Consider the following 25,126-nt stretch of genomic DNA (forward strand, 5'->3'; position numbering starts at 1 on the left):
CGCACTCCCAAGTAAGAATGCCCGCGCTCCCGGGGTTATCCGCCTCCGACGAAGTGGACAATCTCAATCCGGTCGCCCTCTTCCACCGGAATGTCCGCCCACCTGGGCCGCGGTGCTAGTTCACCGTTGCGTTCAATGGCAATCCGCCGGGCATCCGTGAAACCAAGCCGGGCGACCAATTCGGCCAGGGTCGCCGGTTCCGAAAGCGTTTGATATTCTCCGTTGATGGTGACGGTCATGGGTGCAAAGAGCAGCAAAGAAAAACGGTTTCGGCGACACCAAACATTACGCCGAAACCGCTGTGGTTTTCAAACCGGTCACATCACCCAACCACCCAGGTGACGATGGCTTGGGCTATGACTGTGGCCCCGTCGGGTTGCCTTCCTCTTTCTTTTTGACTGGCGGCTTGCGCTTGGGAAGTCCCATTTTCTCGCGGGTTTCATTGTTGAGCGTGCCGGTCACTTTGAGACCGTTCTGCTCCTGATACTTGCGCAGCGCCTCGGTGGTTTCGGGGTTCTTGTAGCCGGTGATCTCGCCCTGGTACAGGCCAGCGTCCTTGAGCATCTGCTGGGCCTTGCCGTAATCAGTGTTGGGATTGTTGGCGCGGGGTTTTTTCTTCTTTGGCTTGGCGCTTTCTTCAGCCGCCGGGGCTTCCTGGGCCGCGGTGAAGGTCGGGCTGCCAAAGCCGGTCAGGATGAAGGCGGTCAACAGAGCCAGAAGCAGGGATTTGCGTAACATCGAAGAATCCTCCTTGGGGTGTAGAAATCCAGATGAAGTGTCCTGACAGTTGAAACCGTCAGGGGTTGAAAGGTTGATAGGCTGATTCAGGTGGCGGGTCCACACTCGGCAACGCCACGAGAATCATTCCGGTCTGCCGGCGCGTCACCGTCGCGCGCAGGCGGTAGCGAAAGCGCCGACAGCGGCGCGCCTGGCTTGGGAGCGGGTCGGCGTCGAGCGTAAAGCCCGCCGCATTGGCTTCAAAACGCAGGCTGTAGCCGTACCAGCCATCGCCAATGACCTCACTGGCGGCAACCCCGTCCAACCGACGCTCAAAACCATCCAGCAGACCCAGGTGGTCAATAAGCTGTTCCCATGTGCCGAACCGCCCGTGCATGGCATGGTGCGCCGTTTGGGCCGTGACCATCGTCTGGATGTTTTTGACCGCCCGCTGTTCAGCCACGACCACCACTACCCACCGGTAGGCCAGAACGGACAGCGCCAGCAGGATGCCAAGGATGGCCACAGCCACGAGCAGTTCAACGGCACTGGCCCCACGCGCCCGAACCCGGCCGCGGGCACCACCAAGTCCCGTGCAAAAAATACGGCGCTGCCCACGCTGCACCGGCACCCACCTGAAACCCTGGATGGAAATGTTTGTTGGGGCGCAATGGTAACGAAGGGGAAATACCGGAAACAAGCCTGAATCCTGCTGGTGAGAGGTACTTTCGGGCTGTGGCGCAGCCGCCGGTCTTTTCAGTCCCGCCCAACCAATGGGGGCAGCGGCGGAAGGAAGAAGATGAGGCGGCGCTGGCGCAGGTCGAAGGCAATACGGAAGGGGCGCAGGGCGTCACGCCCAAGGAGAAGGGGCGTTGCAGGGTCTGTGCCGTGCAGCAGGTCGGTTGGGATGCGTTCCAGGTACAATGGCTCCAGCCGGACACTCACCGGTGACACCCGCGTGACTTGGAGTGTGCGACCTGTGATGTCCCGCAGGCGGCGCGCGGCGACCGGAATCTCGGGCTGGATGCCAAAGGCCGCCGCTTTGGAAGCCGGAATAGCCAGCCCAAAACCCGAACCCGTGTCAATCAGGGCCGGTTCCCGGCCGTTGAGCGCCACGAAAGGACGCTTTCCGCCCGCTTCGGGCAACCAGCGCACGATCGTTCCTCCCAGGGTCCGCTGGGGTATTAGTGGGGCCAGCGTCCGGTTGGGAAAGTCAAGTTCGTAGCCAGTGTCTCCAAAAACTTCGGTTGGATCGAGAATGCCATCCACATCGGGCGGCAGCGTCTCCACAACGACCAGGCGCCCGACGCAGGGCAGCCGGTTGTTGCGCTGTCCAAGCGCCAGCGTTTGGGCCGTCACCAGACGGTGGATGTGCCCTGCACCCGCGCCGGTGCCTTGGAGACGCAACGTGCGGCCGGTTTCGCGTACGCCAGCGCGTGCCGCCGTACGGGGCGACAGCAGGGTAAGTCCGGCACCGGTGTCCAGCACAAACGTAAACGGCCCGGCGTCGTTGACCCAGGCCGTCACACACAGGCCGCGCCGGTCTTCCTGCCAGATGACCGGCGCGGGCCGATACGTGGTATTTCGTTTTGGTATGGCTGCCAGGGGCAGACTTGCCTGGGTCAGGATGACTAACCAGGCGCACCACAGAGGCTGTAAACGGATGAAGAACGTCAGCCGTGACATTCTTTACCTCCCGTTGGCTGGTTTTCATCCACGTCGTATCCTGCCCGTCCCCGGCCATGTATCAGTTGCGGGGACGAAGACCGTAGATGTACAGCGCTGTGCCGCCGCCCCCGGCCAGAGCCCCGGCGGCAGCGCCGCGCTTGCCCCCGGCTATCGCGCCCACTCCGGCACCGAGACCGGTACCGCCGGCAATCGTCACGACATCCCGCCCGTTGCGCTGCCACCAGGACGGCTGCCGCCGGGCCGCCGGGGCGTTGTCATAGTTGTAATAGGCGCGCTGGCTGTTGACCGGCGCACGCCCCGTCCGTCGGTTGCCATTCTGGCGTACCTGTCTGACCGGTGGGTTGTCCTCCACGGCCGTCGGGGCCGGTTGCGCTGGTGTCGCGGCTGGCGCTTCCTCTGGAACGAGGCGATAGGTCTGCCCCTGAATCTGCACCCTACCTTCGGCTGGCAGTAACGGCTGGGCAACCGGTGTCTGCACCGGGAGGACCAGCGGCGCGGATGCCGGCGCTGGTCCAGAAACGGGCGGAAAGCCGGAACGGGTCAACAGCGCACCCGCGCCGCCGCCTGCCAGAAACATAGCCAAAGCCCCGGCCGTGAGCTTGAGTGTATGGGGATGTTTCAGCCAATTGAAGTCCATGGAGAGTCCTCCGTCGTCGGTCAAAAGATGCTTGGGGCGTCAACCTCGACAACTGGAAGGACAAACACCGTGCCACGCCAGCACGTCAGACCGGAAGCAAGGCACCGGGAAGCTGTGAAAACCGGGCTGGAAAATACTTTGTTCCGTCGTTTTTCCGGTTTTTTCAGTCTTGCCCGTTTGTTGCCTGCCTTCAGCCTGTCCACAGCAGGGATTGCGGGGCCCGTGTCTGGCCGTGGTGAGGTACACGATTTCGTGTATGACACCGAGGCACGTACTCCAGTTGGTGCAGATGAACAAGGGCAGGGAAAGACTCCGGTCGGGGGACTTCACTTGGCAATGTCGCGGTGCCGGACGCGCACGGGAAAACGCAGCTTGCGGACTTCTTTCGCCAGTGCCTCGGCCATCATCACCGACCGGTGTTTGCCACCCGTGCAGCCAATGGCAATCGTGAGGTAACTGCGTCCGTCGCGCGCATAGCGCGGGACGACAAAGGCAAGCAGTTCCGCAAAGCGGTTGCGGGTTTCAACCACTTCTTCGTCAGCGAGCAGGAAATCGGTAACGGGCGCGTCCCTGCCGGTCAGGGGGCGCAGTTCGGGAACGTAGTGGGGGTTTTTGAGAAAGCGTACATCGAGCACCAGATCGGCTTCCGTCGGGATGCCGTGTTTGAAACCAAAGCTCAGCAGCAGGACGCGCATGCGGGCCGTCTGCCCGGCACCGAGGGCTTCTCCGAGCTGGCGGCGGAGGTCGTAAATGGTCAACCCGGAGGTGTCAATGATGCGGTCGGCGAGTTCGCGGACCGGCGCCAGCAGCGTCCGTTCGGCCTGGATGGCGGCGCGGAGTCCGCGCGTGTGGCGGTTCGCCGTATCCAGCGGATGCGGGCGGCGGGTTTCGCTGTAGCGGCGCATGAGCACGTCGTCAGTGGCTTCAAAAAACAGCAGCCGGACGTGGCTGACGAGTTCACGCAGCCGCGTGTAGGCCGCCGGAAAGGCGGCGACAAAAGCCGGTTCCCGCGCATCCACCACGACGGCCGCGCGGGACAGTCCGCCTTCCGAACGGCGGCACAGTTCGGCAAAGGTCGGCAGCAGCGCCACCGGCAGGTTGTCCACACCAAAGTAGCCCAGGTCTTCCAAGGCATTGAGCGCCGACTGTTTGCCGGAACCGCTTAGTCCGGTGATGACCACAAAGTTTGGCGGCGCAGGCGGGGGAGACTTGGGGCGACGCGGCATCACGAATCCAAAATGGCCGGCCGGGCGGGGAATCAGCGTGCTGGCCACATCCTGTGTCGTGCCAGCCACATTGGGCAAGGTGCCGCCAACAAAAACGTTCGGGATGCCTCTGAAAGGCATCCCGAACGGCGTGACTGGCAGTGTTACGTTGGGTTTCAGTTCAGTTGGCGTCCGTAGCGGACGATTTCCCGTCCCTTTTCGAGCTGTTCGCGGTCCCAGACCATGCCGGCCCGGTTGTAGCTGGCCAGCTCAAACTCCTGAGTCAGCTCGATGCAGTCGGTCGGGCAGGCTTCCACGCACAGGTCGCAGAACATGCAGCGCGACGTGTCATAGACATAGGTGGCGAGAACTTTCTTCTTCTTCGGCTTGCCGTCTTCCATGACCACGCGGTTGACAGCGCCGACATTGATGCAGTTTTCCGGGCAGGCCAGGGCGCACAGGTTACACGCAATGCACAGCGTGTCGCCGGTGGCCGGGTCGAGGTTCAGACGTGGCGCGCCACGAAACCGCTCGCTGACCTTGGGACGCTCTTCCGGGTAAAACTCCGTGTAAGCGCCGCGCAGCGGGTCACCGCCGGTGCCACGGGGTTCGGTCAGTACCTTTTTGGTGTACTTGAAGGTAAGCGCAAAGCCCTTGAGCAAATCCAGCATGAAGAAACGCTCCAGGGTCTGCTTCCAGTTGCGTCTGGCGGGCGCGGTTGTCGTCATAAGTGTTTTTTCCTCGTGGGAGTTGCAAGTGCCGGGCCGGCGTGGAGGTTGAACCGCGTGAAAGCGTGGTATAGCCTTCCGGGGCTACTGGCGAAGCCGTCAACCACGATTTGTGCCAAGTGGTGGTGACGTTTGCCGGCGTCATTGAAAGCGTTTGAGGACTTTCAAACTGTTTGCAGGCACACATTTCAAGGGAGGTATCCGGTAATGCATGGATGGCTAAGAACGGTCGTGGCCGGGTTGCTTGTGGGGACGCCGCTGCTGGTCGGCAGCGTTTCAACCCCGGCAGCCGCGGCCAAAGCAGCCGCGGTCAAAATTGACCGCAAGGTACGCGAACGGCTCGACCGTTCAGCAGAGATACTGACCGAAATCATGCGCGCGCCTGACCAGGGCCTGTCGCCGGATTTTCTGCGCCAGTGTGAAGGGTTGGTGTTCATTCCGGGCGTCAAAAAAGGCGCCCTCATCGTGGGTGGACAGTTTGGCCGGGGCGTCATGGTCGTGCGCCAACCCGACCGGCAGTGGGGGCCGCCCGGCTTTGTCACGCTGGGAGGCGGCAGCTTTGGCCTCCAAATCGGCGGGCAGAGCACCGATGTCATTTTGCTGGTGATGAACCGCCGCGGGATTGAAAAACTGGCTTCCAACAAGTTCAAACTCGGCGCGGATGCCTCGGTGGCGGCCGGCCCTGTGGGGCGTGACCTCAAAGCGGGGACGGACATCCAGATGCAGGCCGAGATTCTCAGCTATTCGCGTTCACAGGGCGTCTTTGCGGGCCTGTCCCTGGAAGGCGCGACCCTGCAGGTGGATGATGAGGCCAACAAAGCCATTTACGGGCGCACCGTGGCCAGCCGGGAAGTCGTCGAAGGCACGCTGCCGCGCCCGAAAGAGGCCGCCCGGCTGTATGCCGCCCTCCGGCGGTACGCCGGTTGACCGTGATGCTTCGCTTTCAGAAAACAAGCTGAACCATGCCTTTGTCCTCGTCAGCCGTTTACCTTGACAATGCCGCCACGACCCGCGTGCTGCCGGAAGTTGTGGCGGCTTTGTTGCCGTACCTGACCGAGCAGTACGGCAATGCCTCATCGGTGCACGCCTTTGGGCAACGGGCCCGGTCAGCCGTTGAACGCGCCCGCCGGCAGGTGGCTGCGCTGATTGGCAGTGAACCCTCCGAAATCACCTTTCTCAGCGGCGGGACGGAAGCCAACAATCTGGCCATTCGGGGTCTTGTGGAAGCCTATGGCGATCCTGTCCGCCGCAAGCACATCATCACCACAGCCTTTGAGCATCCGTCCGTGCTGGCCCCATGCCAGGCGCTCGAAGCGGCCGGCTTTCGGGTGACGTACCTGCCAGTCGGCGCAGCCGGGCAGGTGAAGGTGGAAGATGTGGCCCAGTCCCTGACCGATGAGACCTGCCTGGTGACGGTCATGCTGGCCAACAATGAAGTCGGCACGCTGCAACCGGTGGCCGACATCGGGGCGCTGGTCGCGGAACGTCGCCAGCGTGGACAAGCCATTTTTCTGCATACGGATGCTGTGCAGGCCGTCGGCAAAATTCCCGTCAACGTACGTGACCTGAAGGTGGACCTGCTCTCGCTTTCCGGCCACAAGCTGCACGCGCCCAAAGGCATCGGCGCGCTGTACGTTGCCAGGCACGTACGGTTGGCGGCGCAGCAGCTTGGAGGCCAACAGGAACGCGGCCGCCGGGCCGGAACGGAAGCCGTTGCCCACATCGTGGCGCTGGGCTGTGCGGCGGAGCTGGCCGCCAAACGGCTTGACCAGATGGAAGCCGTCCGTGCGCTGCGCGATGAACTCGAACATGGGCTGCACGCGCGCCTGCCCCGGCTGGTCATCAATGGTGCTGCGTCGCCGCGTTTGCCCAACCTGACCAACCTTGCATTTGACGGCCTTGATGCCAATCGGCTCGTCATCGCCCTTGACCTTGCCGGCATTGCCGTTTCAACGGGTTCGGCCTGCTCCTCCGGCACGACCGAGCCGAGCCATGTCCTGCGCGCCATGGGGTTGCCGCCGGAGCGGGTGCGTGGCTCCATCCGCGTTAGCCTGAGCCAGGAAACGACGGCAGCTGACATCGCCCGGGTGCTGGAAGTGCTGCCCCAGACGGTGGAGCGTCTGTCCCGTCAGTCCGTCGCTGCCTGAAAACATGTCAAGTGAAGGCTTCCCACGCGCCACAGCCTATCTTCAGTGCATCGAGACAACCTGCCGGGCCACCTACGACGCCAGCGAGCGAATCTACACCTGCGAGCAGTGCGGTGGTTTGCTCGATGTGCAGTACGAATGGCAACGCGCCCGGTTGTTCGATGTACTGGAGACCTTCGATGCCCGGCGTGCGTCTTTTCATCCACACGACACCAGCGGCGTCTGGCGTTTTCGTGAACTGCTGCCCTTTGTGACTTCGCCGGCGCAGATCGTCACTCTGGGCGAAGGCAACACCCCAGTGTGGGATGCGCCACGCAGCGCCGGCTATGCCGGTCTCAAACGGCTGGCGGTGAAGCACCAGGGTCTCAATCCGACCGGTTCCTTCAAGGACAACGGCATGACGACCGGCATGGCGCAGGCCCGCCGGCTGGGCGCGCGGGCCGTGGCCTGTGCCAGTACCGGCAACACTTCGGCTTCGCTGGCCGCCTATGCTGCGCGCGCCGGTGTTCACGGAATTGTCTTCATCCCCGGCGGGCGCATTGCCTACGGTAAACTGGCGCAAAGTCTCGATTACGGTGCGGTGACGCTCCAGATTGAAGGCAACTTCGACGATGCCATGCGGCTGGTTCGGGAACTGGCCCGTACCACGCCGCTGTATCTGCTCAACTCGGTCAATCCATTCCGGCTTGAAGGGCAAAAGACCATTGCCTTCGAGCTGTTGCAGCAGCGCCGGTGGCGCGTACCCGACTGGGTTGTGGTGCCCGGCGGCAATCTCGGCAATGTCTCGGCGCTGGGCAAGGGCTTCAAAGAACTGCATAACTTGGGGCTGATCGCACGGCTTCCCCGGTTGGCCGTCGTTCAGGCGGAAGGGGCAGCGCCGCTGGCGCAGTGGTACGCAGCCGGCCAGACCGGCAATCTTGCGCCTGTGGCGCGGCCCAAGACCCTGGCCACGGCGATTCAGATTGGTAATCCCGTGTCGTGGCTGAAAGCCGTTCGCGCCCTGGAGTGGACAAACGGTGTGTGTGCCGTGGTTTCCGAACAGGAAATTGCCGACGCCAAAGCTATGCTGGGGCGCGACGGCATCGGCTGTGAACCGGCCAGCGCCGCCACCGTGGCTGGACTCCGGCGACTGGTCAGCGAAAGGGTTGTTGACCCGGATGCCGACGTGGTGGCGATTCTGACCGGCAACGCCCTCAAGGACCCGGACTTCACGGTGCAGTACCACACCGGGCAGCTCTACACCGACGCCGAACGTGAAACGCACCTTACCCACGCCGAAGGGAAGCTTGTCCCGACCTTTGCCAACACGCCACGGCAGGTTCCGGCGGATGCCACCGTTCTGCGGCAGGTCATCCTCGACCTTCTGGAAACACCGCCGGCCTGATTGGGGCGTATGCGGCAGGGGGTGCTTTTCCAAAGGCATGGCAGACGACACTGGCTGATCTGGCTGCTTATGGCCGGTTGGCTGCTTGCCGGTGTCGTTCCTGTCCTTTCCCAGGAAGACGATCCTGAGACCCTGCCGGAAAAAAGCCCCAACTGGACAGAACGCACCGGCGCACGCGCGGCCTTTGTCGCCGATGCCGGTCTGGCGGCGCTGCGGGTGACGCCCGGCCCCGGCGGCGATCTCAAACAGCGCCTGCGCGTCGGGCGGCGCGTCTATGTGCTTGGCGGACGCCGGGTGGTTGAAGACCGTGTATATGTGTTCGTCGCCGTGACCCGGCGCACACGAGGCTGGATGGACCGGCGGGCGCTGGTACGTCCGGCCCAGCCGGGAGATGATGCCAGGCTGCTGGCGCTCATCCGGGCTGAAACCGGCGGCTACGAACGCCTGCGGCTGTGCCGGCTGTTTGAAAACCTGTTCCGCCGGTCGCCCCAGTTGCCAACGGTGCTGTTGCTGCTTGGAGAAACGGCCGAGGCCGAGGCCCCGCTGATATACCGGCGCGCCGAACGCCGGGTGTCACAGCGGGCCGCCGCTGGGAATGCCGATGTCAGGGCTTACTTTGATGACGAGCCGGCGCTGGATCGGTACAACCGGCTGGGGGTGAAGTTCCGCTATGATGCGGTGCGGAAGGCGTATCGCTACGACGGCGCGGCCTACCGGCGGCTGGTACAACAGTACCCACGCGCGCCGGAAGCCGAAATAGCGCGCCAGCGGTTGGCCGGCTTCTGAGGTGGTTGTGGTCAGCCTACGGACAGGTGCACGGTGCGCCGCTTCCGCCCCGGCGGTCGGCCGCGGCTTCTGCCTGGGCGCGGGTGTCGAATTCGCCGAGCAGGCAGACCTGTCCACGGGCGCGCTGCATCTGCTCCGGGGTGCGCGTGTCCACTTCGAGTTTCCCATTGGCGCAGTAGAGACGGTACTTTACATCCGCGTTGACAACGCCAAGAGCTAGGCAGCCTGCCAGTCCCAACGCCAAACCTGCGAGCAGAGCTGAACGTACGGTCAGCATGGCAAGTTTTTCTCCCTATCCAAAGCAACGTATCCTGTCCAAGGCAGCATATTGGAGCGCTTCCGGTACGGAACTTTTGGTGTGCGTTGCACATCAAAGGTTGCTTGCGCCATAGTGCCGGATGGTTGCTGGTGGTCGCAACATCTGACTGAGGTTTGATTTCACGCGATGCTCAAACTGACGGAAGGTCAACTGCGCCGTCTGGCCGAAACCTTGGACACGCTGCACTTGCGTGGCGTTCTGGGGGGAAACGTGCCGGCCTCCCGCAGCCGGACAGCGCTCATTGGTCAGGTCGTCGAACAGGCCCGGCAGCATGCGGCAACGGCGCACCGGCTCTACGAAGCCACCCGGCTGACACCGGAGCAGGTGCGGGAGTGGTTGGCCGAAGCCGCCCCGGACCTGCCGCCGGAAGCCTACACGCGCCTGATGCAGCTTCTGACGGCTTCGCTGGAGCCGGGTGAGCTGATTCCGGCCCAGCAGGTCGTGAGCCTGCTGACGATTGGGTTGCCAACGGTTCTGGAAGAACTGCGTGAGATTGAGTACCGCCGGCCGCGCCCGGGCCTGACCTATCACGAATTTCAGGTTGCCCGTCACCGCCGGGCGGCCCTTCAGAAGCTGCTCGAAGGTATCGGAACGCCGGAGCCGCAGCCGTTCGTGCCCGATCCCTTTCAGTTGGCGGCGGTTGCTTTTGTGACCGAGGAAGACAAGGATGTGCTCGTGGCTGCGCCGACCGGTTCGGGCAAAACCTGGATTGCCGAGCAGGCTATCCGGTGCTTCCTCGAACGGGGTGGCACAGCGTGGTACACCTCTCCGCTCAAGGCGCTTTCCAACGACAAGTTCCGTGAGTTTGGGCGGAAGTTTGGCCCCGACGCCGTGGGTCTCATTACGGGCGACCGCCGGGTGAACCCCGATGCGCCACTCAAAATTGCCACGACCGAGATTTACCGCAACGGCCTCTATGACGCGATGACGCGGGACGGCGTTTTTGGCGCGCCGGATTTGGTCGTTTTTGACGAAGTTCACTACCTTGGCGACCGCCACCGGGGCGTTGTGTGGGAAGAGTCCATTATCTACACGCCCGCTTCGACGCGCCTGCTGATGTTGTCGGCCACGGTTGGCAATGCCAGGGAACTGGCGGAATGGGTGACATGGACGCGCGGTGTTGAATGCCGGCTGGTGGCGCATCCGCAGCGGCCCGTGCCGCTGCGGACGGCCTTCATTCACCCGGATGGACGCCTTCAGCCGCTTTTCGAGGAAGGCAGTCCCGGACGCTTGCAGGCTGATGTCGAAGCCCTGTACATCAAAGCCAAGCAGCAGGAAGCGGCTGAGCAGGCGCGCCGGCGCCGTCCGCCTTTTCACCGCCGCCGGCGCTGACACACGGGGGGCGTGGGCATCCCGCCCGCTGCTTTCACTAAAGCACACCGGGGGGCGCGGGCGTCCCACCCGCTTGGGAACGGGAACAAGCGGTGCCTACCGCTTCCGGTCGTCTCCGGCATACTTGATGCCGAGTTTGGTGAGAAACTCCTTGGGCGCGATGCTGCCGATGAGGGCGAACACGTAGTCGTTGGGAATCCGCGCGATTTCGGACTTGTCCCGGATACTTTCGATAATGACTTCCCGATCGGTAATCTCACGGATGCCGGCGCCAAAGTAGGCTTTGATACGGCCGGCATCCATGCCGTAGTACACCCACATTTTGTTTTCGAGCGTCAGGTCTTTCGGGAAATCTGACCGGATGACGAGCGTGACGTGATTCGCTTCGGCCTCCGGCGGGAACTTGATCGTGCCATCGGGTTGGCGTTGGCCGGTCAGGTCCACGGCGGCTTCGACGGCCGAGTTGCCCGCGCCGACGACGACAATGTGTTTCCCTTTGAAGGCGCTGGGGTCCTGCAGGCGGTACAGCACCCGGCCTTCGACCTCGCCGGGGCAGCCCAGTTTGCGCGGCTCGCCGGCATTGCCAATCGCCAGCACGACCTTGCGCGCGCGATACCCCTGCGCATGTTTGGTGGTTCTGACGACAAAGACTTCGCCCTCGCGCACAATTTCCTTGCAGCCTTCATATTCCCGGATGACCAGACCAAGCTTCTCGACGGTTTCATCCCACCACGCGAGCATGTTTTCCTTGATGTCACCCGGCCCTTCGAGGCGGATTGCGCCGAGCGGCGGGTCGGAAGGGTTGAAGGGGTTGAAGGCGACGTACTTGCCGGCCGGATACTTGTCGGCGATGGTTGCGTATCGCCGGCCCTGTTCGATGGCGACGTAGCGCAGGCCCAGTTCGGCGGCCCGCGCCACAGCGGAAATCCCGCCCGGCCCGATCCCGATGATGGCCACGTCGTACTCGGCCCCGGCGACCGGCCCCTCAGCCTTGAGTTTCTCGGCAATGCGCTCGATGGCGAGCCGTCCTTCCTTGATGGCATTCCGAATGAGCGGTACGCCGGATACGTCCCCGACGAGATAGATGCCCGGCACGGTTTCGGTTTCAAAGCCTTCGTTGGCACCTTTGCGCAGGGGCTTGGGTGCTTCCCGGATGTTTTGCCGCGTGTTGATGAGAACACAGGACTGCGGCACGGTCGGACAGGCCTGCTGGCAGCCGGTGTCTTCCATGCACTGTTCAAGGTTGACGACGATGGCGTGGTGCTCCTGATCGTCAAAGCCCAACACATCCTGGGGGCAGGCCAGAATGCAGGCGTGGCAGCCGATGCAGGTTTCATAGTTGATAACCGGATGGGGAATCGGGTGTTCCCGTGCCGAGGCGCGCGCGCGCTCGACCTGGGCTGGCGATTCCCACCGTTCGGCGTAGCGTGTGTCGGTAAACTTGCGGTGCCGGTTGGCCAGATCGAGGGCGTTGCCTTTGAGCGTTGCCTGTTCCCGCCGTTTGCGCAGCGTGTCGAAGGTCAGGAACCCGATGCCGGTCAGTGGGATGAGGCTGAAAAACAGCAGCCAGTTGCCAAGGGTGAAGCCGCCGAACCTGGCCGCCAGACTCGTCCACTGCCAGTCCTTTCCGCCACGATATACCCGGTCTTTGGTGAACACGACCGGTTCGGGACCGCTTCCGGCCGGACGGCGGGCCGCCGTCAGCGTTTGCGACTGGGGGTGCTGGGCGTGGCAGGAGTTGCAGTCAATGCCGAGGCGCAGGGCGTCGGTGTCGAGTTCCCTGAGCGATGCGGTTTGGACGTATGCCTGCCCGTGGCATACGGCACATTTGTCGCGGTTGATGACCTTGACCTCGGCCGCGCCTTTGGCAAACGAACCGTCATGGCACTCGCTGCACTTCCAGGCGCTCGTGGCCGGCGCAACAGCAGCGTGAATGAGATGAAACTTGGTCGAAGGATCGAGCGGCGTCCGGCTTTCGGCAAAGAGTTTGTCCCACTTCGGATTCATCGGATGCTGCCACGACCACACGCCGTTTTCGACCGGATAGCCGAATGAGCCACGGTGCGGTTCGCGCAGGGGGGTGCCGTCCTTCAGGCTGACGGCCTTGGGATGGGTTGGCCCGTCGCGGTGGCAATCAATGCACATGCTGCGCGAAACGATGCCGGGGCGGAAATCCGCGCCTTTGTGTTCGGTGTGGCAGTCCACGCACTGCATCCCGGCTTCTTCGTGTTTGGCAATGACGGTCGTGTTGAAATGGTTGGTTTCGTGGCAGTCCACGCACTTGTTCTGCATGGAAGAGGTGACGGCATGGCAGGCATTGCACTTGTTTTCCACCGGTGCGTTGGCCACGAGCTTCAGCTCCAGCCGCTGCTGGATGGGGGCCGGCAACCGGTCAGCCGGAAGGGCATGCGGATTTGACGTGTCGCCCGGCAGGTAGGCCGCTTCCCAGACGAAAAAGGCCGCCAGGCAGAGCACGGTTGCCACCGCGCCAAAGACATACAGGTAGCCCCGCGGCCACGGACGGATCAGATCGTTGGTGGGAATCCAGTTGAACCGTTTTTTCCCCAAGTGCAGGTTGTGCTTTTTGAGTTCTTCGGGGAGTTCGCGGGGTTCGAGCGGAGACCGCTCATCCAGCTTCTGCTCGCCCTTGATGGCCGCCTTGCGCCGCTCCCAGAAGACGTTCATCGCCTGCTGGAAACGCTTCTGTTCCTGTTCCGGCAGCGCGAGGATGGAGGTCAGCAGACCGGTCATGCCGCGCTGGAGGCGGGCTGCCTGAAGCAGGCCGGTCGCCGTTTGTGGTGGGGGCGTCTGTTCCGGTGCTTCTGGCGTTGTGGCGGCTGGCGGCGTTTCCAGACGTTGCGTTTTACCGGTCAGGTTTTGCGTCACACCGCGTTGCTGAAGGTAGCCGGTCAGCTTTGGCAGCAGCGCCGTCTTACCCTGGGCAGTGGCCTGGAGGGGATCGCCGAGCAGGCGTGTGCTGCGTTCAGACGCGGCATAGGTGTCCACCTGGCGGTCCACGTCGAGCGTCAGGGTGCCCTCTGCAAGTGTCGGCCGGAGAACAAAAATGCCAATGCGGATGACATCGTCGGGCTGGAGTTCGACGGTTTCGACCAGAGCGCCGTTGACCTGGGTGCCGTTCGTGCTGGAAAGGTTCGTCAGCCACCAGCGCCCTTCGACTTCCCGGATGCCGGCATGAATCCGCGACACCGTGGGATGGTTGAGCACTAGGTCGCAGTCGGTCTGGGAGCCGATGACCAGTCCTTCCAGTTCGAGGACGAGATCGCCTTTATCGAGAAGGTCTTTCCGCTGAATGAGGAAGCGACTGAGTTTCGCCATGGTGGTTTCCAGGTTCAGTGAAGAAAGGTTGCTGGTCGCGCCGGCGGGGGAGAGCGGTCATACGACGTTTCAGGTCGCGCGCCTTAGCGCCACAGGTAGTACACCACCTGAAAAATATGGACGACCATCAGGGCAAGCATGACGGAAGTCGAAATGACGTGGGGTGGCAGCCACAACTTCAGCGCCCGGTGAATGTAAAGCAGCGCATCAATCCGCCGGATGGTGGCCAGGGCGTCGAGGATTTGTCCCAGAACCGCCTGCTCCGTCGGCGTCGTCTGGCTGGCGATGGCCTTGGCAAAGCGTTGCCGCACGTGTTTTAGCAGATCGTCGAGGGATTCCCGGTGCAGGTACTGCCGAAAGAGAAAGCCCAGTGAAAGCAGCGCCGCCACAGCCTGGTCGCGCGCGACCAGGAACGTCTGGGCAAATTGCGCCCTGCGCCCTTCCTTTTCGGCCTGTTCCTGGACCGTTACGGTCAGGTCGGCAATTTCCTGGTACAGCTCCTCCCGCCGCCGCAGCAGGTCTTCGGCCAGAAGCGGCTCACCTTCGATTTTGGTCAGCAGCCGGGGGCCAAGCTGATACAGCAGGATGCCGATAAGTCCAGTCAGGATGACCAGATCAAAGGAGATCATCAGCGCCGCTGTGACGGCCCCACCCAGATTCGTTCCGCCGTGAAGCAGCAGGACAATGCCGGCGATGACACCGGCATAGGTGTGCGACAGCATCCAGACCTTGAGCGCTCCGCCCCGTCGCCGCCACATCTGCCGGCGGACGGGATAGAGCATGACGATGATGATGCCGGCCAGTCCGACCAGTCCGGTGATCCAGCGGAAGTTGAACCAGTCCGACCTGAAGAGCGGCGTTCCCAGCCCATACTGGACGATGCCGGCCATGGTCGCCCCGCACAGCAGCACCGTCACCACGATGCCCACCAGGTGCGCCAGCCACTTGGCCCGGTCGGCATGTCCAAACGCATTGCCGGCGATCATCGAACCCGGATGACGCAGGGCCGGGCCGTGAATCCGGGCGATTTCGTTGAAGTAGGCGGTGGGCTTTACCCGTTTGAGCGCCCCGGTCGGACAGTTTTCCTCGCAGTTGTACTTGTGGGTGGCATAGACCGGCTTGCCGCCGGCGTCCTTCGGATTCAGGGGCGTGTTGTTGCACAGGTTGCACTTGATGGCGACCAGCTCTTCGCCCTGAGTTACCGGCTGGGGTTTGGGATCAAAGCGCAGTCCGAAGGCCGCCAACGGATCAAAGGATGCTTCTGGCGTCGTCTCTCCCCTGGCTGCTCCTCCTTTGCCGTTGCGGGACGCCCCGTTTTTGGACGGCGCCGCCTTGGCCGGCAGCTTGGCCGCGGAAGCTTTGAGTTCGCTCCGGGGGATGAGGGAAATGGCATTGTAGGGGCACTGGGTCGCGCAATCGCTGCAACCAATGCACAGACTGGGAAGGATATCCACCTGTCCCCCCTCGAAGCGTGCAATGGCCCCAGTTGGGCAACCGGTCAGGCACTCCGGGTCCTTGCAGTGCAGGCACACGGCCGGCATGAGCAGGGATTGGTCAAGGGTGGTGTGCGTCGGCGTCCGGGGGCGCAGGACGTGAATGCCCGTTCGTTTGAGCCGGGCATGTCCGTGAATCTGGTGGCAGGCCAGCGAGCAGTTGCCGCAGCGGATGCACAGGTCCATGTCCATCAGCAGCAGGTTGTTGGCATCCGCCAGCCCACGGTCAAGGAGGCGTTCCTGAGCTGTCTTGACGGCCGGGTTGAAGACCAAGGCTTGCGTCGGCTGGAGGGGTGTGCCGATGTCTCCGGCAGCCCCCAGCGCTGCCCGCAGCGCCTCCAGCAGGGCCGGGTCGCGGTGGAGGGCTTCGACCGGGATTTCCAGCAGTTCGGTCCGGCTCATCGCCACGGCCCGGTAGGGAAACCGCGCCTCACGGACGGTCAGAGCATTGAAACCAAGGATGTAGCCCGGTCCCAGGTAATCTGTGACTTCTCCGTTCTGCGCCTGCCCGATGCGTTTGACCCAGCCATCCCGGATGAGCAGCAGCTTGCGGATGACTTCGCCTGCACTGGCCAGGACATGGCCCCGGGCAACCAACTGAAAATCCGCAATTTCGGCGACTTTTTTCCGCAGTTCGTCGGGAATCTGAAGCTGATTGGCAACGGCTGCGCGTCCGTTGTTGCGATAGGTGATGTCCAGCGCCGCTCCAAACTTCCTGAGCTTGCGCAGGACGCGCAGCGCCGGCCGTTGGACTTCCAGCACCCGCGCGCCGCGCTGCCGGTGGGCAATGACCGTGGCGCTGCGTGGCATCCCGGCCAGTACACCCATTTCACCGAAGGGTTTGCCCGGCTCAAAAACAGCCACCGGCTCGGCCACCCCGGCCACGAAGACTTCGACGGCCCCGGCCACGACGATGAAGAACGTGTTGGTGTCCCAGTCGCCCTGGCGTACGATCTCCAGTCCCGGTGGATAGTCATACATCCGTATGTAGGGCCCCACCTTCTTGCCGGGGCCGTAGTTGCGCCCGTAGATGGCAACTTCCAAATCCACGCCAAACTTGTAGCCATGGCCGGGTTCGTATTCGACCAGTTCTTCAATGGCTGAAATCCCCCGGATGGCTTCGAGGATGGCATGCCGGTTGGCGATCTCCTGACGTTTCATCGCAGTGGCTGTCACGGTGGCCGTCGCCGCAGCGTTCATAGGATATTGTTCTCCAGGTAGGGGTGCCCACCAACGACCGACTGGGTGGTGATGATGGGCGCGGCAAGGTGTTTGGTGCCAGGTTGAGAGGTGGCCTGGGCTGGGGGATGAAGATAGCCGATTTGTGAACAAAACAACACTTCAGGGCCGACCTCCCAAAAGGGGTGAGCTGCCCGGCCGCCTGACGCTTGTCAGATGACCGCGTGGGCGTGACATATTGGTGTCGGCAACCTGGCGGCGTACCATGCACTGGAAGTGACGCAAATGCCAGGGAACAGACGATCTTTTCTGCGAGGCATCTTCAATCCATGAGTTTTTCCCGAATGTTGGTGGCGGCTCTGGTGCTGGCGGGCACGGTGCTGCCATGGGTCGGGGGGCTGGGCACGGCTTCCTGTGCGGCTGCCCAGAACCGCGCGAATGCCCCCGGCTACCGGCTCGTCGTGGGGATTGTCGTCGATCAGTTGCGGGCGGATTACCTGGAGCGTTTCGACGATCTGTTTGGTGAAAAGGGTTTCAGACGGCTCAAGACCAAAGGCGCGTACTTTGCCAATGCGCACTACGGGCATGCCTGTACCTACACCGGGCCGGGTCATGCCGTGATCCTGACCGGTTCCACGGCCGCCATAACCGGCATCATTGGCAACAAGTGGTATGACCGCCAAAGCGGCAAGGTCATCGAGAGCATCACGGACGAAACGACCACTGGCGTCCCTGAAGGCAAAGGGGCTTCACCGCGTCGGTTGCTGGTTTCCACTCTGGCGGACGAACTCAAAGCGGCAACGGGCGGGCAGGCCAAGTCTATCGGTATATCGCTCAAAAACCGGGGTGCGATTCTCCCGGTCGGACGTACCGCCGACGCTGCCTACTGGTTTGACGACAAGCGTGGACAGATGCAGACCAGCACTTACTACATGAAGGAACTCCCGGCGTGGGTGGCGGCCTTCAATGCCCGGCGGATTCCCGATCAGTGGTTTGGCAAAACCTGGGAGAAGTTGCTGCCGGAAGCGGTCTATGCCCGCTGTACGGCGGATGATGTGCCTTACGAAGGGCGCTTTGCCGGTGGCGGGCCGGCTTTCCCGCACCAGGTCGGCCGCGGCGACAAACCCAATGCCCGGTTCTATGACGACTTCACCATGACGCCTTGGGCCAATGACTTTCTGGTGGAGTTTGCCACTGCGGCCATTGAAAACGAACGGCTTGGCGCTGACGACATCCCCGATGTCCTGACCATCAGCTTTTCGGCCAATGACCTTGTTGGGCATGCCTTTGGGCCGAACAGCCACGAGGTGCTCGACATCACGGTACGGACTGACCAGACCCTTGCCCGGCTGCTCGATGTGATTGACGCCAAGGTGGGCCTCGACCGGACGCTGGTGTTCCTGACGGCTGACCACGGTGTGTCGCCGGTGCCGGAATATGCCCAGCAGCAACGTCTGCACAGCCGCCGGATTCCCTTCGAGCAGGTGGCAGTGGCGATGAAACGCGCTTTGGACGCAAAATTCGGCGCCGGGCAGTGGTTTGCCGGTTTTTCTGCCGAGTCGGTGTACTTCGATCTGGCGACCATCGCGGAGAAAAAGCTCGAACGTGCCGAGGTGGAGCGGGTGGCCGCCGAAGCTGCACTGACCGTCGAGGGCATTGCCGCCGCCTTTACCCGCACTCAACTTCTATCCGGCGGCCTGCCGCGAACACCTTTGACCGAGCGCGTCCAGATGGCCTTTCACCCACAGCGCAGCGGGGATGTCTTTCTCGTGCCCGAGCCGTTTTGCTTCTTTGGCAGCGAGGAGTACACCACGGCGACAACCCACGGCACACCTTACGCTTATGACACGCACGTACCGGTCATGCTCATGGGGCGCGGTATTCGCCCCGGCACGTATTGGGCAGAGGCCAGTCCTTCGGACATTGCCCCCACCCTGGCGGCCCTGCTGGGGATTACGCCGCCAAATGGCACGGTAGGGCGGCCGCTCCAGGAGGCGCTATCCCGTTAGGTTGCTCAGGCAGCCGTGGCGTTTCTCCAGCCCAAAGGCTGTGGCGTGCTGTACAGGCGTCATTGGCCGGGTTGCGACCTGTGCTATGCTTTCCTTTAGCCACGGTTGCACCACTCACCTCTCTGCGTTGCCAGGGAAACACCTGATGACGTGTGGTTTTCCGGTCATCATTGTCACCGAGGGCATGAACCGTGAAACGTTCGCTCAGGCTATGTTACTCGCTCATTCTCAGCGCCCTGCTTATTCTGCTGGCTCCACTGCGTGAACATCAGGCCCATCCCCAGGGGATGCCGACCATTTCGGCTGCAGATGAACTGATGCACCGGGCGGCGCTGCTGGCCCAGTCGTTGTATGGACGCCCTCCGGCAGCGCGTGAGGAAAGTGAATATCTGGCCCTGGTGAATGTGTACACCCGCGCCATCGCGCTGGATACCAATGCGGCGGCCGGGGATGCAGCGCTCGTGGCCCGGGCGGAGCTGTTCCGCGAAATGGCGCAGTTGTTCAACAAACCGCGCTATCTCTATGCCGCACTGGACAGCTATGACGCTGTGCTGCGCCGCTATCCCGATGGGCCGTTCATTGTCCGCGCCCTGGTCGGGGTGGCGCGGATTCACGAGCGCGATCTGAAAACGCCCGAAGCGGCGATGCAGGCCTACGGCGAAATCATCCGCCGCTTTCCACAGTCGGTCAGCGCCCGCGAGGCTCTGGCCTGTGTGGCGCGGCTTCAGTCCACGGCCGGACAGCGGACGCCCCGCGATGTCGCCGAAGCCTATTCCGAAGATGATGCCGCCGGAGTGACGACCATCAGCCAGGTGCGTCATTTTTCGGGGCCGGACTACGCGCGGGTCATCCTCGACCTGAGCATTGGCACAGCTTACGAGCGGCGGGTTGAAGGGACATCGCTGGTGATTCGACTGCCGTCGGCCCGGCTGTCACCGCTGGTGACGCCGGTGCAGAGCTTGGCTCCGGCCAGCGGGATGCTGCGGCAGGTCCGGCTCACCAGCCGGGAGGGTGGTGTTGAAGTGCGCATCGAGTGCACGCGCCTGCGCGACTTTGCCATCTTTGCCCTCGACAACCCGGCCCGGCTCGTGGCCGATGTGCGCGGCGCGCAACCGATTGCCGAGGAACCAACGCTGCTGGCGGAGTCGCCTGTCCCTTCGGCGGGGGCCGTGCCGGGGTCGCTTGTCCGCGCCTTGGGTCTCAAGGTCAAGCGCATCATCATCGATCCGGGGCACGGCGGCTCGGACACGGGTGCGATTGGCCGGGATGGTATCTACGAAAAGGATGTCGCCCTCGACATTGCCCTGCGCCTGCGTGCGGCCATTCAGCGGGAACTCAAGGATGTCGAAGTCCTGTTGACGCGCGATACCGACCGGTATGTGCCGCTGGAAGAACGGACGGCGATGGCCAATGCCCGGCAGGCGGACCTGTTTATTTCGATTCATCTCAACTCCAGCCCGACGCCGTTGGCCAGCGGTGTGGAGACCTACTTCCTGAGTCTGGATGCCACGAAGGAGGAACTTGAGGTCGCCACCCGCGAAAATGCGACGACCTCGCGCAGCGCCGGTGAGTTGCAGGGGCTGCTTCAACGCATCATCACAGACACGCGGGTGGCGGAGTCGCGTACCTTTGCCCAGAGCATTCAGAGCAGTCTGGTGGCGGGTCTGGGTCGTATCAGCCCGACAGCCGGCTTCAATCGCGGCGTCAAAAAGGCACCGTTCGTCGTGCTGCTGGGGGCCAACATGCCGAGTGTGTTGACGGAAGTTTCCTTCCTGAGCCATCCCAAGGACGGCGAGGCGCTGCGCACAATTGAGTTTCGGCAGAGCATTGCCGAGTCGCTGTGTGACGGCATCAAGCGGTACATCGAAACCCTGAAACGTCCAGGCATGGTTGCGGCCGAGTAATACAGGGGATTTTCGGGCTTCAATCGGGGAGTCTGAAGCAAGGTTTGAAAGCCGACCTGCCGGATGTGGGCTGTGCAGTGGTATGTTGAAGTGTGCCTACGGCCATCGTTTGAGGTAAGCAAAGATTTGACATCGGATTTGACAGCGAGCTTCTTCGGGACAGGACGGAAGCAGGTTGGCGAAAAGAAACGGTACGCCCTTTCCAGCAATCAGGCGAAACAGAAAACGTCACATAGCCTTTGGCTGGTACGGTGGAAAGTATTCACATCTCGACTGGCTTCTGCCTTTGTTGCCTCATTGTCACCATTACTGTGAACCGTTTGGTGGCTCAGCCGCCGTCTTATTGAATCGGGAGCCATCGCCTGTGGAGACGTACAATGATGTTGATGGTGAAGTTGTCAACTTCTTCCGGGTTCTTCGGGACGAACTGGAATCTCTGGTAAGGGCCATTGGTTTGACTCCTTTTTCACGTGAAGAATTTGCAGTTGCCTGTGAGATTGATCCCAGTCTGGACCCTGTTGAGCGGGCGCGAAGATTCTATGTCCGCGCCCGTCAGGTACGTACCGGATTAGCACAATCGGCAACCGTCGGACGGTGGGCCAACTGCAAAAATACAAGCCGGGCCGGCATGGCCGGAGCTGTCTCCCGCTGGCTTGGAGCCGTTGAGAGCCTCCCAGACATAGCCTTGCGTTTATTGCAGGTTCAGATTGAGAACCGACCAGCCATTGACATCATCCGCATGTATGACTCCCCTGAGACACTGTTTTACTGCGATCCGCCGTATGTTCACGAGACAAGAGGCGACAATAATGCCTATGCCTATGAAATGACCGATGAAGAACACCGGGAACTGGCAAGTGTACTGAACTCTGTCCAAGGGCTTGTGGCAGTTTCAGGCTACGAATGTAAGTTGATGAATGATTTATATCCCTCTCCAAAGTGGCGCAAAAATGTTGCTCCAGCAAAAACAATACACTCAACAAAAGATGAAAGAACTGAAATTCTGTGGACGAATTACGATCCCAAGTCTATAAGATACAGAGGGTTATTTTAGTACAATGACAGAGCCAGACCAAATCCTCTCAGATGCACTAGAACGTGCTTCCAGGGACATAAACAAACCAATAGTTACAAATGACGAAATTCGCTCCAAGATTGAGCAGGTGTGTCGGGAACCCAGAAATCGTGCCTGCGCAAGGTTTCTCATGGCTTGTGCTTTGGCCAGGATACACCAGTCAACTGCTGATCCCCGGAAACCATACACAGAGATTGGTAGTGAGGATGCTTTCTCCGGGCGTTCCTATGATGAAAAGTATATTTCACGTTTGATATACGAAAATCATTTGCCTCTCAACCCTACAACGGCTTTCCTTACTCCTGCTTTCCGTAATCTGAATAAACCTCTCACAGTGGATGTAAAGTTAAATGGTGAACCTCCACATACATACGAAATGACTTTGCAACTGCTTGATGAAATTTATCAGGGTAGGGTATCGGCTGAGGACTTGCTGACCGAAGTATTGCGTTTTTTGGTACTCATACGGGAAGAGAGAAAGAAAAGGATAGAAATTCTGCTTGACGGACTCAAATCTGAAAACAAGCTAACTTTGTCATCGGAAGAAATCGTTAGCCTGATTGAACAACATTTGAAGTGTAAAAACTCCAGCAGATTGCCTGTTTTGATTGTTGCTGCTGCTTACCAGTCAGTAAAAGATAAGCTTAAAGAAGAAGTTTTACCGTTGGCGAGCCATCAGGCTGCTGACAAACAAACGCGCTCTTTTGGAGATGTTGAAATCTGCCTCGAAAATGAAGACCAAGTAGTAACAGTATATGAAATGAAAAGGAAGTGTGTGACAATTGATGATATAGACTCAGCTTGCGTAAAAATTTCGCCTGCAAGCAGAAAAATAAACAACTATATTTTTATAACTACTGAAACAATTGAGGATGATGTCAGATTGTATGCACTGAGTTGTTATGAACGAACTGAAGGAACAGAAATTGCTATACTTGATTGTATAGGTTTTCTGCGACATTTTTTGCATATTTTCCACAGGTCAAGAGCCAGATTTCTGGATACCTACCAAAATCTCGTGTTGAGCGAACCTGAGAGTGCTGTCAGTCAAGCCCTGAAAGAAGCCTTTCTGGCGCTAAGACAGGCAGCAGAGGATAGGGGATCAGAGGACTGACTCAGGCCTGGTATCCCACTGCCGGGTCGTATGCCCAGGTGAAGCCATTGCTGGTTCATAAGCTTACGACCGCTTGAAGCCACGTTCAATCAGTGACATGTCAAACCGCAGAATGATCGGCCGACCATGCGGGCAGTTGGTCGGCTGCTCGCACTGGAACAGTTCATCCACAAGCCATGTCATCTTTTCCGGCGTCAGGTTCATGTTGACCTTGATGGCCGCCCGGCAGGCCAGACTGGCTGCCAGTTCGCGCAGGAAATGCTCGCGGGAAACGGTCTGCTGCTCGGACACCAGAGCGTCCAGCAACTCGGTCAGCAGGGTTTTGGCGTCCTCTGCACTCAGGTCGGCCGGTACGCCCTGCACCGCCACCGTGCGCCCGGCCAGGCGGGTGGTCCGAAATCCGGCAGCTTCCAGCTCACTTTCCAGCGCGTCAAACACCGTCGCCTGGGCCGGTGACAAATCCACAACCAGTGGCGTCAGCAGCATTTGCACCAGTACGTCGCGTGCCAGCAGGGCGCGTACCCGCTGCTCGAACAAAATCCGCTCGTGGGCTACGTGCTGGTCAATAAGCAGCAGTCCATCGGCGTCGGCCGCCACAATGTAACTGTCGTGAATCTGTCCCAGGATGCGCACATCCGTCCGCCGTCCGTCCGGTGGATGCAGTTCAGCCGTGGGCCGGGTCGGGTGCGCCTGCCGGACTGTGCCAGCGCAGCGCGTCCGGGGACGGCCGCCCAGAATGCTGTGCAGGCGGGCGGTGGCTTCATCCAGTGGCTCCGGCGTCGGCAGTGTGGCTGCGGAAGGCGTTGCGGAACCGGAACCTGCGTCGGGATGGGGTGTCGCCGTGAAAAAGGGCGGCGGTTGGCGCTCATTCCGGCCCGGACTTGCCGGAACGGTCACAGGTGGCGGTGGCGCCAAGGCCTGAAGCGCCGCCTGAACCGCTGGCGCCGACGGCCTGCGTGTCTCCGTGGAGGGTGAGGTGGCGGCAGGGGAGATGGGCGGGTGCGCCGGAGGCGTCGCCGCCGTCGTGGGGAAAGGCGCGAACTGGGGCGACCGTCCAAGCGCCTGCTGTACGGCCGTGACGATGCTCTCCAGCACATGTTGCGGTGTGCGGAAGCGCACTTCGGTCTTTTGGGGATGGACGTTGACATCCACCATGTCGGGCGGCACTTCCACAAACAGCATTGCGGCCGGAAACACACCCGGCGGCAGGATGTTACGGTAGGCATCCGACAGCGCCCGACCGATGAGCTTGTCCCGTACGAAACGGCGGTTGACGAAAAGGTACTGTCCGTCCCGGCTCGTCCGCTGGACGTGGGGACGCGAGACAAAACCCCCGACGGCAATCCCGCCTTGGGCGAATTCGACAGGCGCCAGACTGTCGAGCATGTTCGCGCCGAAAAGCTGGTAGGCGCGGGCGCGCAGATCGGTTGTGGCCGTCACGGCCAGCACCTGCCGTCCGTTGTGTTGCAGGGTGAAGCCGCACTGCGGATGCGCCAGCGCATAGTGGGTGACGAGATTCGTGATGTGGAAGGCTTCCGTCGCTTCGGTTTTGAGAAACTTGCGCCGGGCCGGGAGGTTGAAAAACAGGTCGCGCACAAGGATTTCCGTGCCGCCGGGTGCAGCGACTTCGCGGACGTGCCGCAGCTTCCCGCCTTCGAGACAGACTTCCGTGCCGGAGGTTGCGCCGTGCAGTTTTGTCGTGAGCGTGACGCGCGCCACCGAGCCGATGGCCGCCAGGGCTTCACCCCGGAAACCGAAGGTTTGAATCGCCATGAGTTCTTCGGCCGTGCGGATTTTGCTCGTGGCGTGACGTTCAAAGGCCAGGATGGCGTCGTCCTGCGTCATCCCTTCGCCGTCGTCCCGAATCCGAATGCTCTCCTTGCCGCCACGTTCAACGGCAAGGTCAATCTGGTGGGCCTGGGCATCAAGGGCATTTTCGAGGCACTCCTTGACAATTGAAGCCGGACGCTCGACGACTTCCCCGGCGGCAATCCGGTTGGCGACGACATCCGGCAGAATGCGAATCTTGGACATAGGCTCTGGCTGCCTGTGGGGTGAGGTGAGCGCCGGCG

The 25,126-nt window shown here is 61.6% G+C and carries 20 protein-coding genes; 9 read left to right on the forward strand and 11 right to left on the reverse strand.

Going from position 1 to position 25,126, the window contains the following annotated elements:
- Positions 1-35 precede the first annotated feature (35 nt).
- The 7 genes from thiS to CABTHER_RS02315 form a co-directional block, all read right to left on the reverse strand.
- Positions 36-239 carry a sulfur carrier protein ThiS gene (gene thiS / locus CABTHER_RS02285; protein WP_041569364.1) on the reverse strand — a complete coding sequence of 68 codons (204 nt, stop codon included), beginning with the start codon at positions 237-239 and terminating at the stop codon, positions 36-38.
- Between the two features lie 115 nt (positions 240-354).
- Positions 355-738 carry a peptidoglycan-binding domain-containing protein gene (locus CABTHER_RS02290; RefSeq protein WP_014098960.1) on the reverse strand — a complete coding sequence of 128 codons (384 nt, stop codon included), beginning with the start codon at positions 736-738 and terminating at the stop codon, positions 355-357.
- A gap of 58 nt (positions 739-796) precedes the next feature.
- Positions 797-1,348, reverse strand: coding sequence for a type IV pilin protein (locus CABTHER_RS02295; protein WP_014098961.1), 552 nt, complete (start codon positions 1,346-1,348; stop codon positions 797-799).
- A gap of 125 nt (positions 1,349-1,473) precedes the next feature.
- On the reverse strand, positions 1,474-2,403 hold the full coding sequence (locus tag CABTHER_RS02300) for a retropepsin-like aspartic protease (protein ID WP_014098962.1): 930 nt from the start codon (positions 2,401-2,403) through the stop codon (positions 1,474-1,476).
- Between the two features lie 61 nt (positions 2,404-2,464).
- Positions 2,465-3,043, reverse strand: a complete 579-nt coding sequence (locus CABTHER_RS17175; protein WP_014098963.1) for a hypothetical protein — start codon at positions 3,041-3,043, stop codon at positions 2,465-2,467.
- A gap of 326 nt (positions 3,044-3,369) precedes the next feature.
- On the reverse strand, positions 3,370-4,389 hold the full coding sequence (gene rapZ, locus CABTHER_RS02310; RefSeq protein ID WP_014098965.1) for an RNase adapter RapZ: 1,020 nt from the start codon (positions 4,387-4,389) through the stop codon (positions 3,370-3,372).
- Between the two features lie 35 nt (positions 4,390-4,424).
- A complete protein-coding gene (locus CABTHER_RS02315) occupies positions 4,425-4,976 on the reverse strand; it encodes a NuoI/complex I 23 kDa subunit family protein (protein WP_014098966.1) in 552 nt (183 codons plus the stop codon).
- Between the two features lie 207 nt (positions 4,977-5,183).
- Here CABTHER_RS02315 and CABTHER_RS02320 point away from each other — a divergent pair, with 207 nt between their 5' ends.
- The 4 genes from CABTHER_RS02320 (at position 5,184) to CABTHER_RS02335 (ending at position 9,293) form a co-directional block, all read left to right on the forward strand.
- Positions 5,184-5,903 carry a lipid-binding SYLF domain-containing protein gene (locus CABTHER_RS02320; protein ID WP_148263903.1) on the forward strand — a complete coding sequence of 240 codons (720 nt, stop codon included), beginning with the start codon at positions 5,184-5,186 and terminating at the stop codon, positions 5,901-5,903.
- A 35-nt stretch (positions 5,904-5,938) separates the two neighbouring features.
- A complete protein-coding gene (locus tag CABTHER_RS02325) occupies positions 5,939-7,123 on the forward strand; it encodes a cysteine desulfurase family protein (RefSeq protein WP_014098968.1) in 1,185 nt (394 codons plus the stop codon).
- A 4-nt stretch (positions 7,124-7,127) separates the two neighbouring features.
- On the forward strand, positions 7,128-8,507 hold the full coding sequence (gene thrC, locus CABTHER_RS02330) for a threonine synthase (RefSeq protein WP_014098969.1): 1,380 nt from the start codon (positions 7,128-7,130) through the stop codon (positions 8,505-8,507).
- A 69-nt stretch (positions 8,508-8,576) separates the two neighbouring features.
- A complete protein-coding gene (locus CABTHER_RS02335) occupies positions 8,577-9,293 on the forward strand; it encodes a hypothetical protein (RefSeq protein WP_014098970.1) in 717 nt (238 codons plus the stop codon).
- 16 nt (positions 9,294-9,309) lie between these two features.
- Here CABTHER_RS02335 and CABTHER_RS02340 read toward each other — a convergent pair whose 3' ends face one another.
- Complete coding sequence (locus tag CABTHER_RS02340; protein WP_014098971.1) at positions 9,310-9,570, reverse strand: hypothetical protein; 261 nt, start codon at positions 9,568-9,570, stop codon at positions 9,310-9,312.
- A gap of 168 nt (positions 9,571-9,738) precedes the next feature.
- On the opposite strand from CABTHER_RS02340, the gene CABTHER_RS15310 reads away from it, so the two are divergent.
- Positions 9,739-10,944, forward strand: coding sequence for a DEAD/DEAH box helicase (locus tag CABTHER_RS15310; protein WP_014098972.1), 1,206 nt, complete (start codon positions 9,739-9,741; stop codon positions 10,942-10,944).
- 96 nt (positions 10,945-11,040) lie between these two features.
- On the opposite strand, the gene CABTHER_RS02350 is transcribed toward CABTHER_RS15310, so the two are convergent.
- Together CABTHER_RS02350 and CABTHER_RS02355 are read right to left on the reverse strand one after the other, a co-directional pair.
- The gene (locus CABTHER_RS02350) at positions 11,041-14,280 is read right to left on the reverse strand and encodes an NAD(P)-binding domain-containing protein (protein WP_014098973.1); all 3,240 of its coding nucleotides are present in this window, start codon (positions 14,278-14,280) and stop codon (positions 11,041-11,043) included.
- 83 nt (positions 14,281-14,363) lie between these two features.
- Complete coding sequence (locus CABTHER_RS02355) at positions 14,364-16,973, reverse strand: cyclic nucleotide-binding domain-containing protein (protein ID WP_014098974.1); 2,610 nt, start codon at positions 16,971-16,973, stop codon at positions 14,364-14,366.
- A 308-nt stretch (positions 16,974-17,281) separates the two neighbouring features.
- Between CABTHER_RS02355 and CABTHER_RS02360 the strand changes: the two genes are divergently transcribed.
- The 4 genes from CABTHER_RS02360 (at position 17,282) to CABTHER_RS02375 (ending at position 23,054) form a co-directional block, all read left to right on the forward strand.
- On the forward strand, positions 17,282-18,961 hold the full coding sequence (locus tag CABTHER_RS02360; protein ID WP_081464646.1) for an alkaline phosphatase family protein: 1,680 nt from the start codon (positions 17,282-17,284) through the stop codon (positions 18,959-18,961).
- A 191-nt stretch (positions 18,962-19,152) separates the two neighbouring features.
- The gene (locus CABTHER_RS02365; RefSeq protein ID WP_014098976.1) at positions 19,153-20,865 is read left to right on the forward strand and encodes an N-acetylmuramoyl-L-alanine amidase; all 1,713 of its coding nucleotides are present in this window, start codon (positions 19,153-19,155) and stop codon (positions 20,863-20,865) included.
- A 175-nt stretch (positions 20,866-21,040) separates the two neighbouring features.
- Positions 21,041-21,919, forward strand: coding sequence for a DNA adenine methylase (locus CABTHER_RS16425; protein WP_081464647.1), 879 nt, complete (start codon positions 21,041-21,043; stop codon positions 21,917-21,919).
- 151 nt (positions 21,920-22,070) lie between these two features.
- Positions 22,071-23,054: a hypothetical protein gene (locus CABTHER_RS02375; RefSeq protein WP_455423187.1), complete on the forward strand. Its 984-nt coding sequence runs from the start codon at positions 22,071-22,073 to the stop codon at positions 23,052-23,054.
- A 63-nt stretch (positions 23,055-23,117) separates the two neighbouring features.
- On the opposite strand, the gene mutL is transcribed toward CABTHER_RS02375, so the two are convergent.
- Positions 23,118-25,088 (reverse strand): DNA mismatch repair endonuclease MutL, encoded by a 1,971-nt coding sequence (gene mutL / locus CABTHER_RS02380; protein ID WP_014098978.1) that lies wholly within the window; start codon positions 25,086-25,088, stop codon positions 23,118-23,120.
- Positions 25,089-25,126: the final 38 nt, after the last annotated feature.

The organism is Chloracidobacterium thermophilum B (genome assembly GCF_000226295.1).
Taxonomy (GTDB): Bacteria; Acidobacteriota; Blastocatellia; order Chloracidobacteriales; family Chloracidobacteriaceae; genus Chloracidobacterium; species Chloracidobacterium thermophilum.

Bases quoted from the DNA above. Each gene is read 5' to 3' on its own strand.
- thiS (WP_041569364.1), bottom strand. From the start codon at position 239: ATGACCGTCACCATCAACGGAGAATATCAAACGCTTTCGGAACCGGCG.
- CABTHER_RS15310 (WP_014098972.1), top strand. From the start codon at position 9,739: ATGCTCAAACTGACGGAAGGTCAACTGCGCCGTCTGGCCGAAACCTTG.
- CABTHER_RS02340 (WP_014098971.1), bottom strand. From the start codon at position 9,570: ATGCTGACCGTACGTTCAGCTCTGCTCGCAGGTTTGGCGTTGGGACTG.
- thrC (WP_014098969.1), top strand. From the start codon at position 7,128: ATGTCAAGTGAAGGCTTCCCACGCGCCACAGCCTATCTTCAGTGCATC.
- CABTHER_RS02315 (WP_014098966.1), bottom strand. From the start codon at position 4,976: ATGACGACAACCGCGCCCGCCAGACGCAACTGGAAGCAGACCCTGGAG.
- CABTHER_RS02335 (WP_014098970.1), top strand. From the start codon at position 8,577: ATGGCCGGTTGGCTGCTTGCCGGTGTCGTTCCTGTCCTTTCCCAGGAA.
- CABTHER_RS02290 (WP_014098960.1), bottom strand. From the start codon at position 738: ATGTTACGCAAATCCCTGCTTCTGGCTCTGTTGACCGCCTTCATCCTG.
- rapZ (WP_014098965.1), bottom strand. From the start codon at position 4,389: ATGCCTTTCAGAGGCATCCCGAACGTTTTTGTTGGCGGCACCTTGCCC.
- CABTHER_RS17175 (WP_014098963.1), bottom strand. From the start codon at position 3,043: ATGGACTTCAATTGGCTGAAACATCCCCATACACTCAAGCTCACGGCC.
- CABTHER_RS02355 (WP_014098974.1), bottom strand. From the start codon at position 16,973: ATGAACGCTGCGGCGACGGCCACCGTGACAGCCACTGCGATGAAACGT.
- CABTHER_RS02325 (WP_014098968.1), top strand. From the start codon at position 5,939: ATGCCTTTGTCCTCGTCAGCCGTTTACCTTGACAATGCCGCCACGACC.
- CABTHER_RS02360 (WP_081464646.1), top strand. From the start codon at position 17,282: ATGAGTTTTTCCCGAATGTTGGTGGCGGCTCTGGTGCTGGCGGGCACG.
- CABTHER_RS02320 (WP_148263903.1), top strand. From the start codon at position 5,184: ATGCATGGATGGCTAAGAACGGTCGTGGCCGGGTTGCTTGTGGGGACG.
- CABTHER_RS02300 (WP_014098962.1), bottom strand. From the start codon at position 2,403: ATGTCACGGCTGACGTTCTTCATCCGTTTACAGCCTCTGTGGTGCGCC.
- mutL (WP_014098978.1), bottom strand. From the start codon at position 25,088: ATGTCCAAGATTCGCATTCTGCCGGATGTCGTCGCCAACCGGATTGCC.
- CABTHER_RS02375 (WP_455423187.1), top strand. From the start codon at position 22,071: ATGGCTTGTGCTTTGGCCAGGATACACCAGTCAACTGCTGATCCCCGG.
- CABTHER_RS02350 (WP_014098973.1), bottom strand. From the start codon at position 14,280: ATGGCGAAACTCAGTCGCTTCCTCATTCAGCGGAAAGACCTTCTCGAT.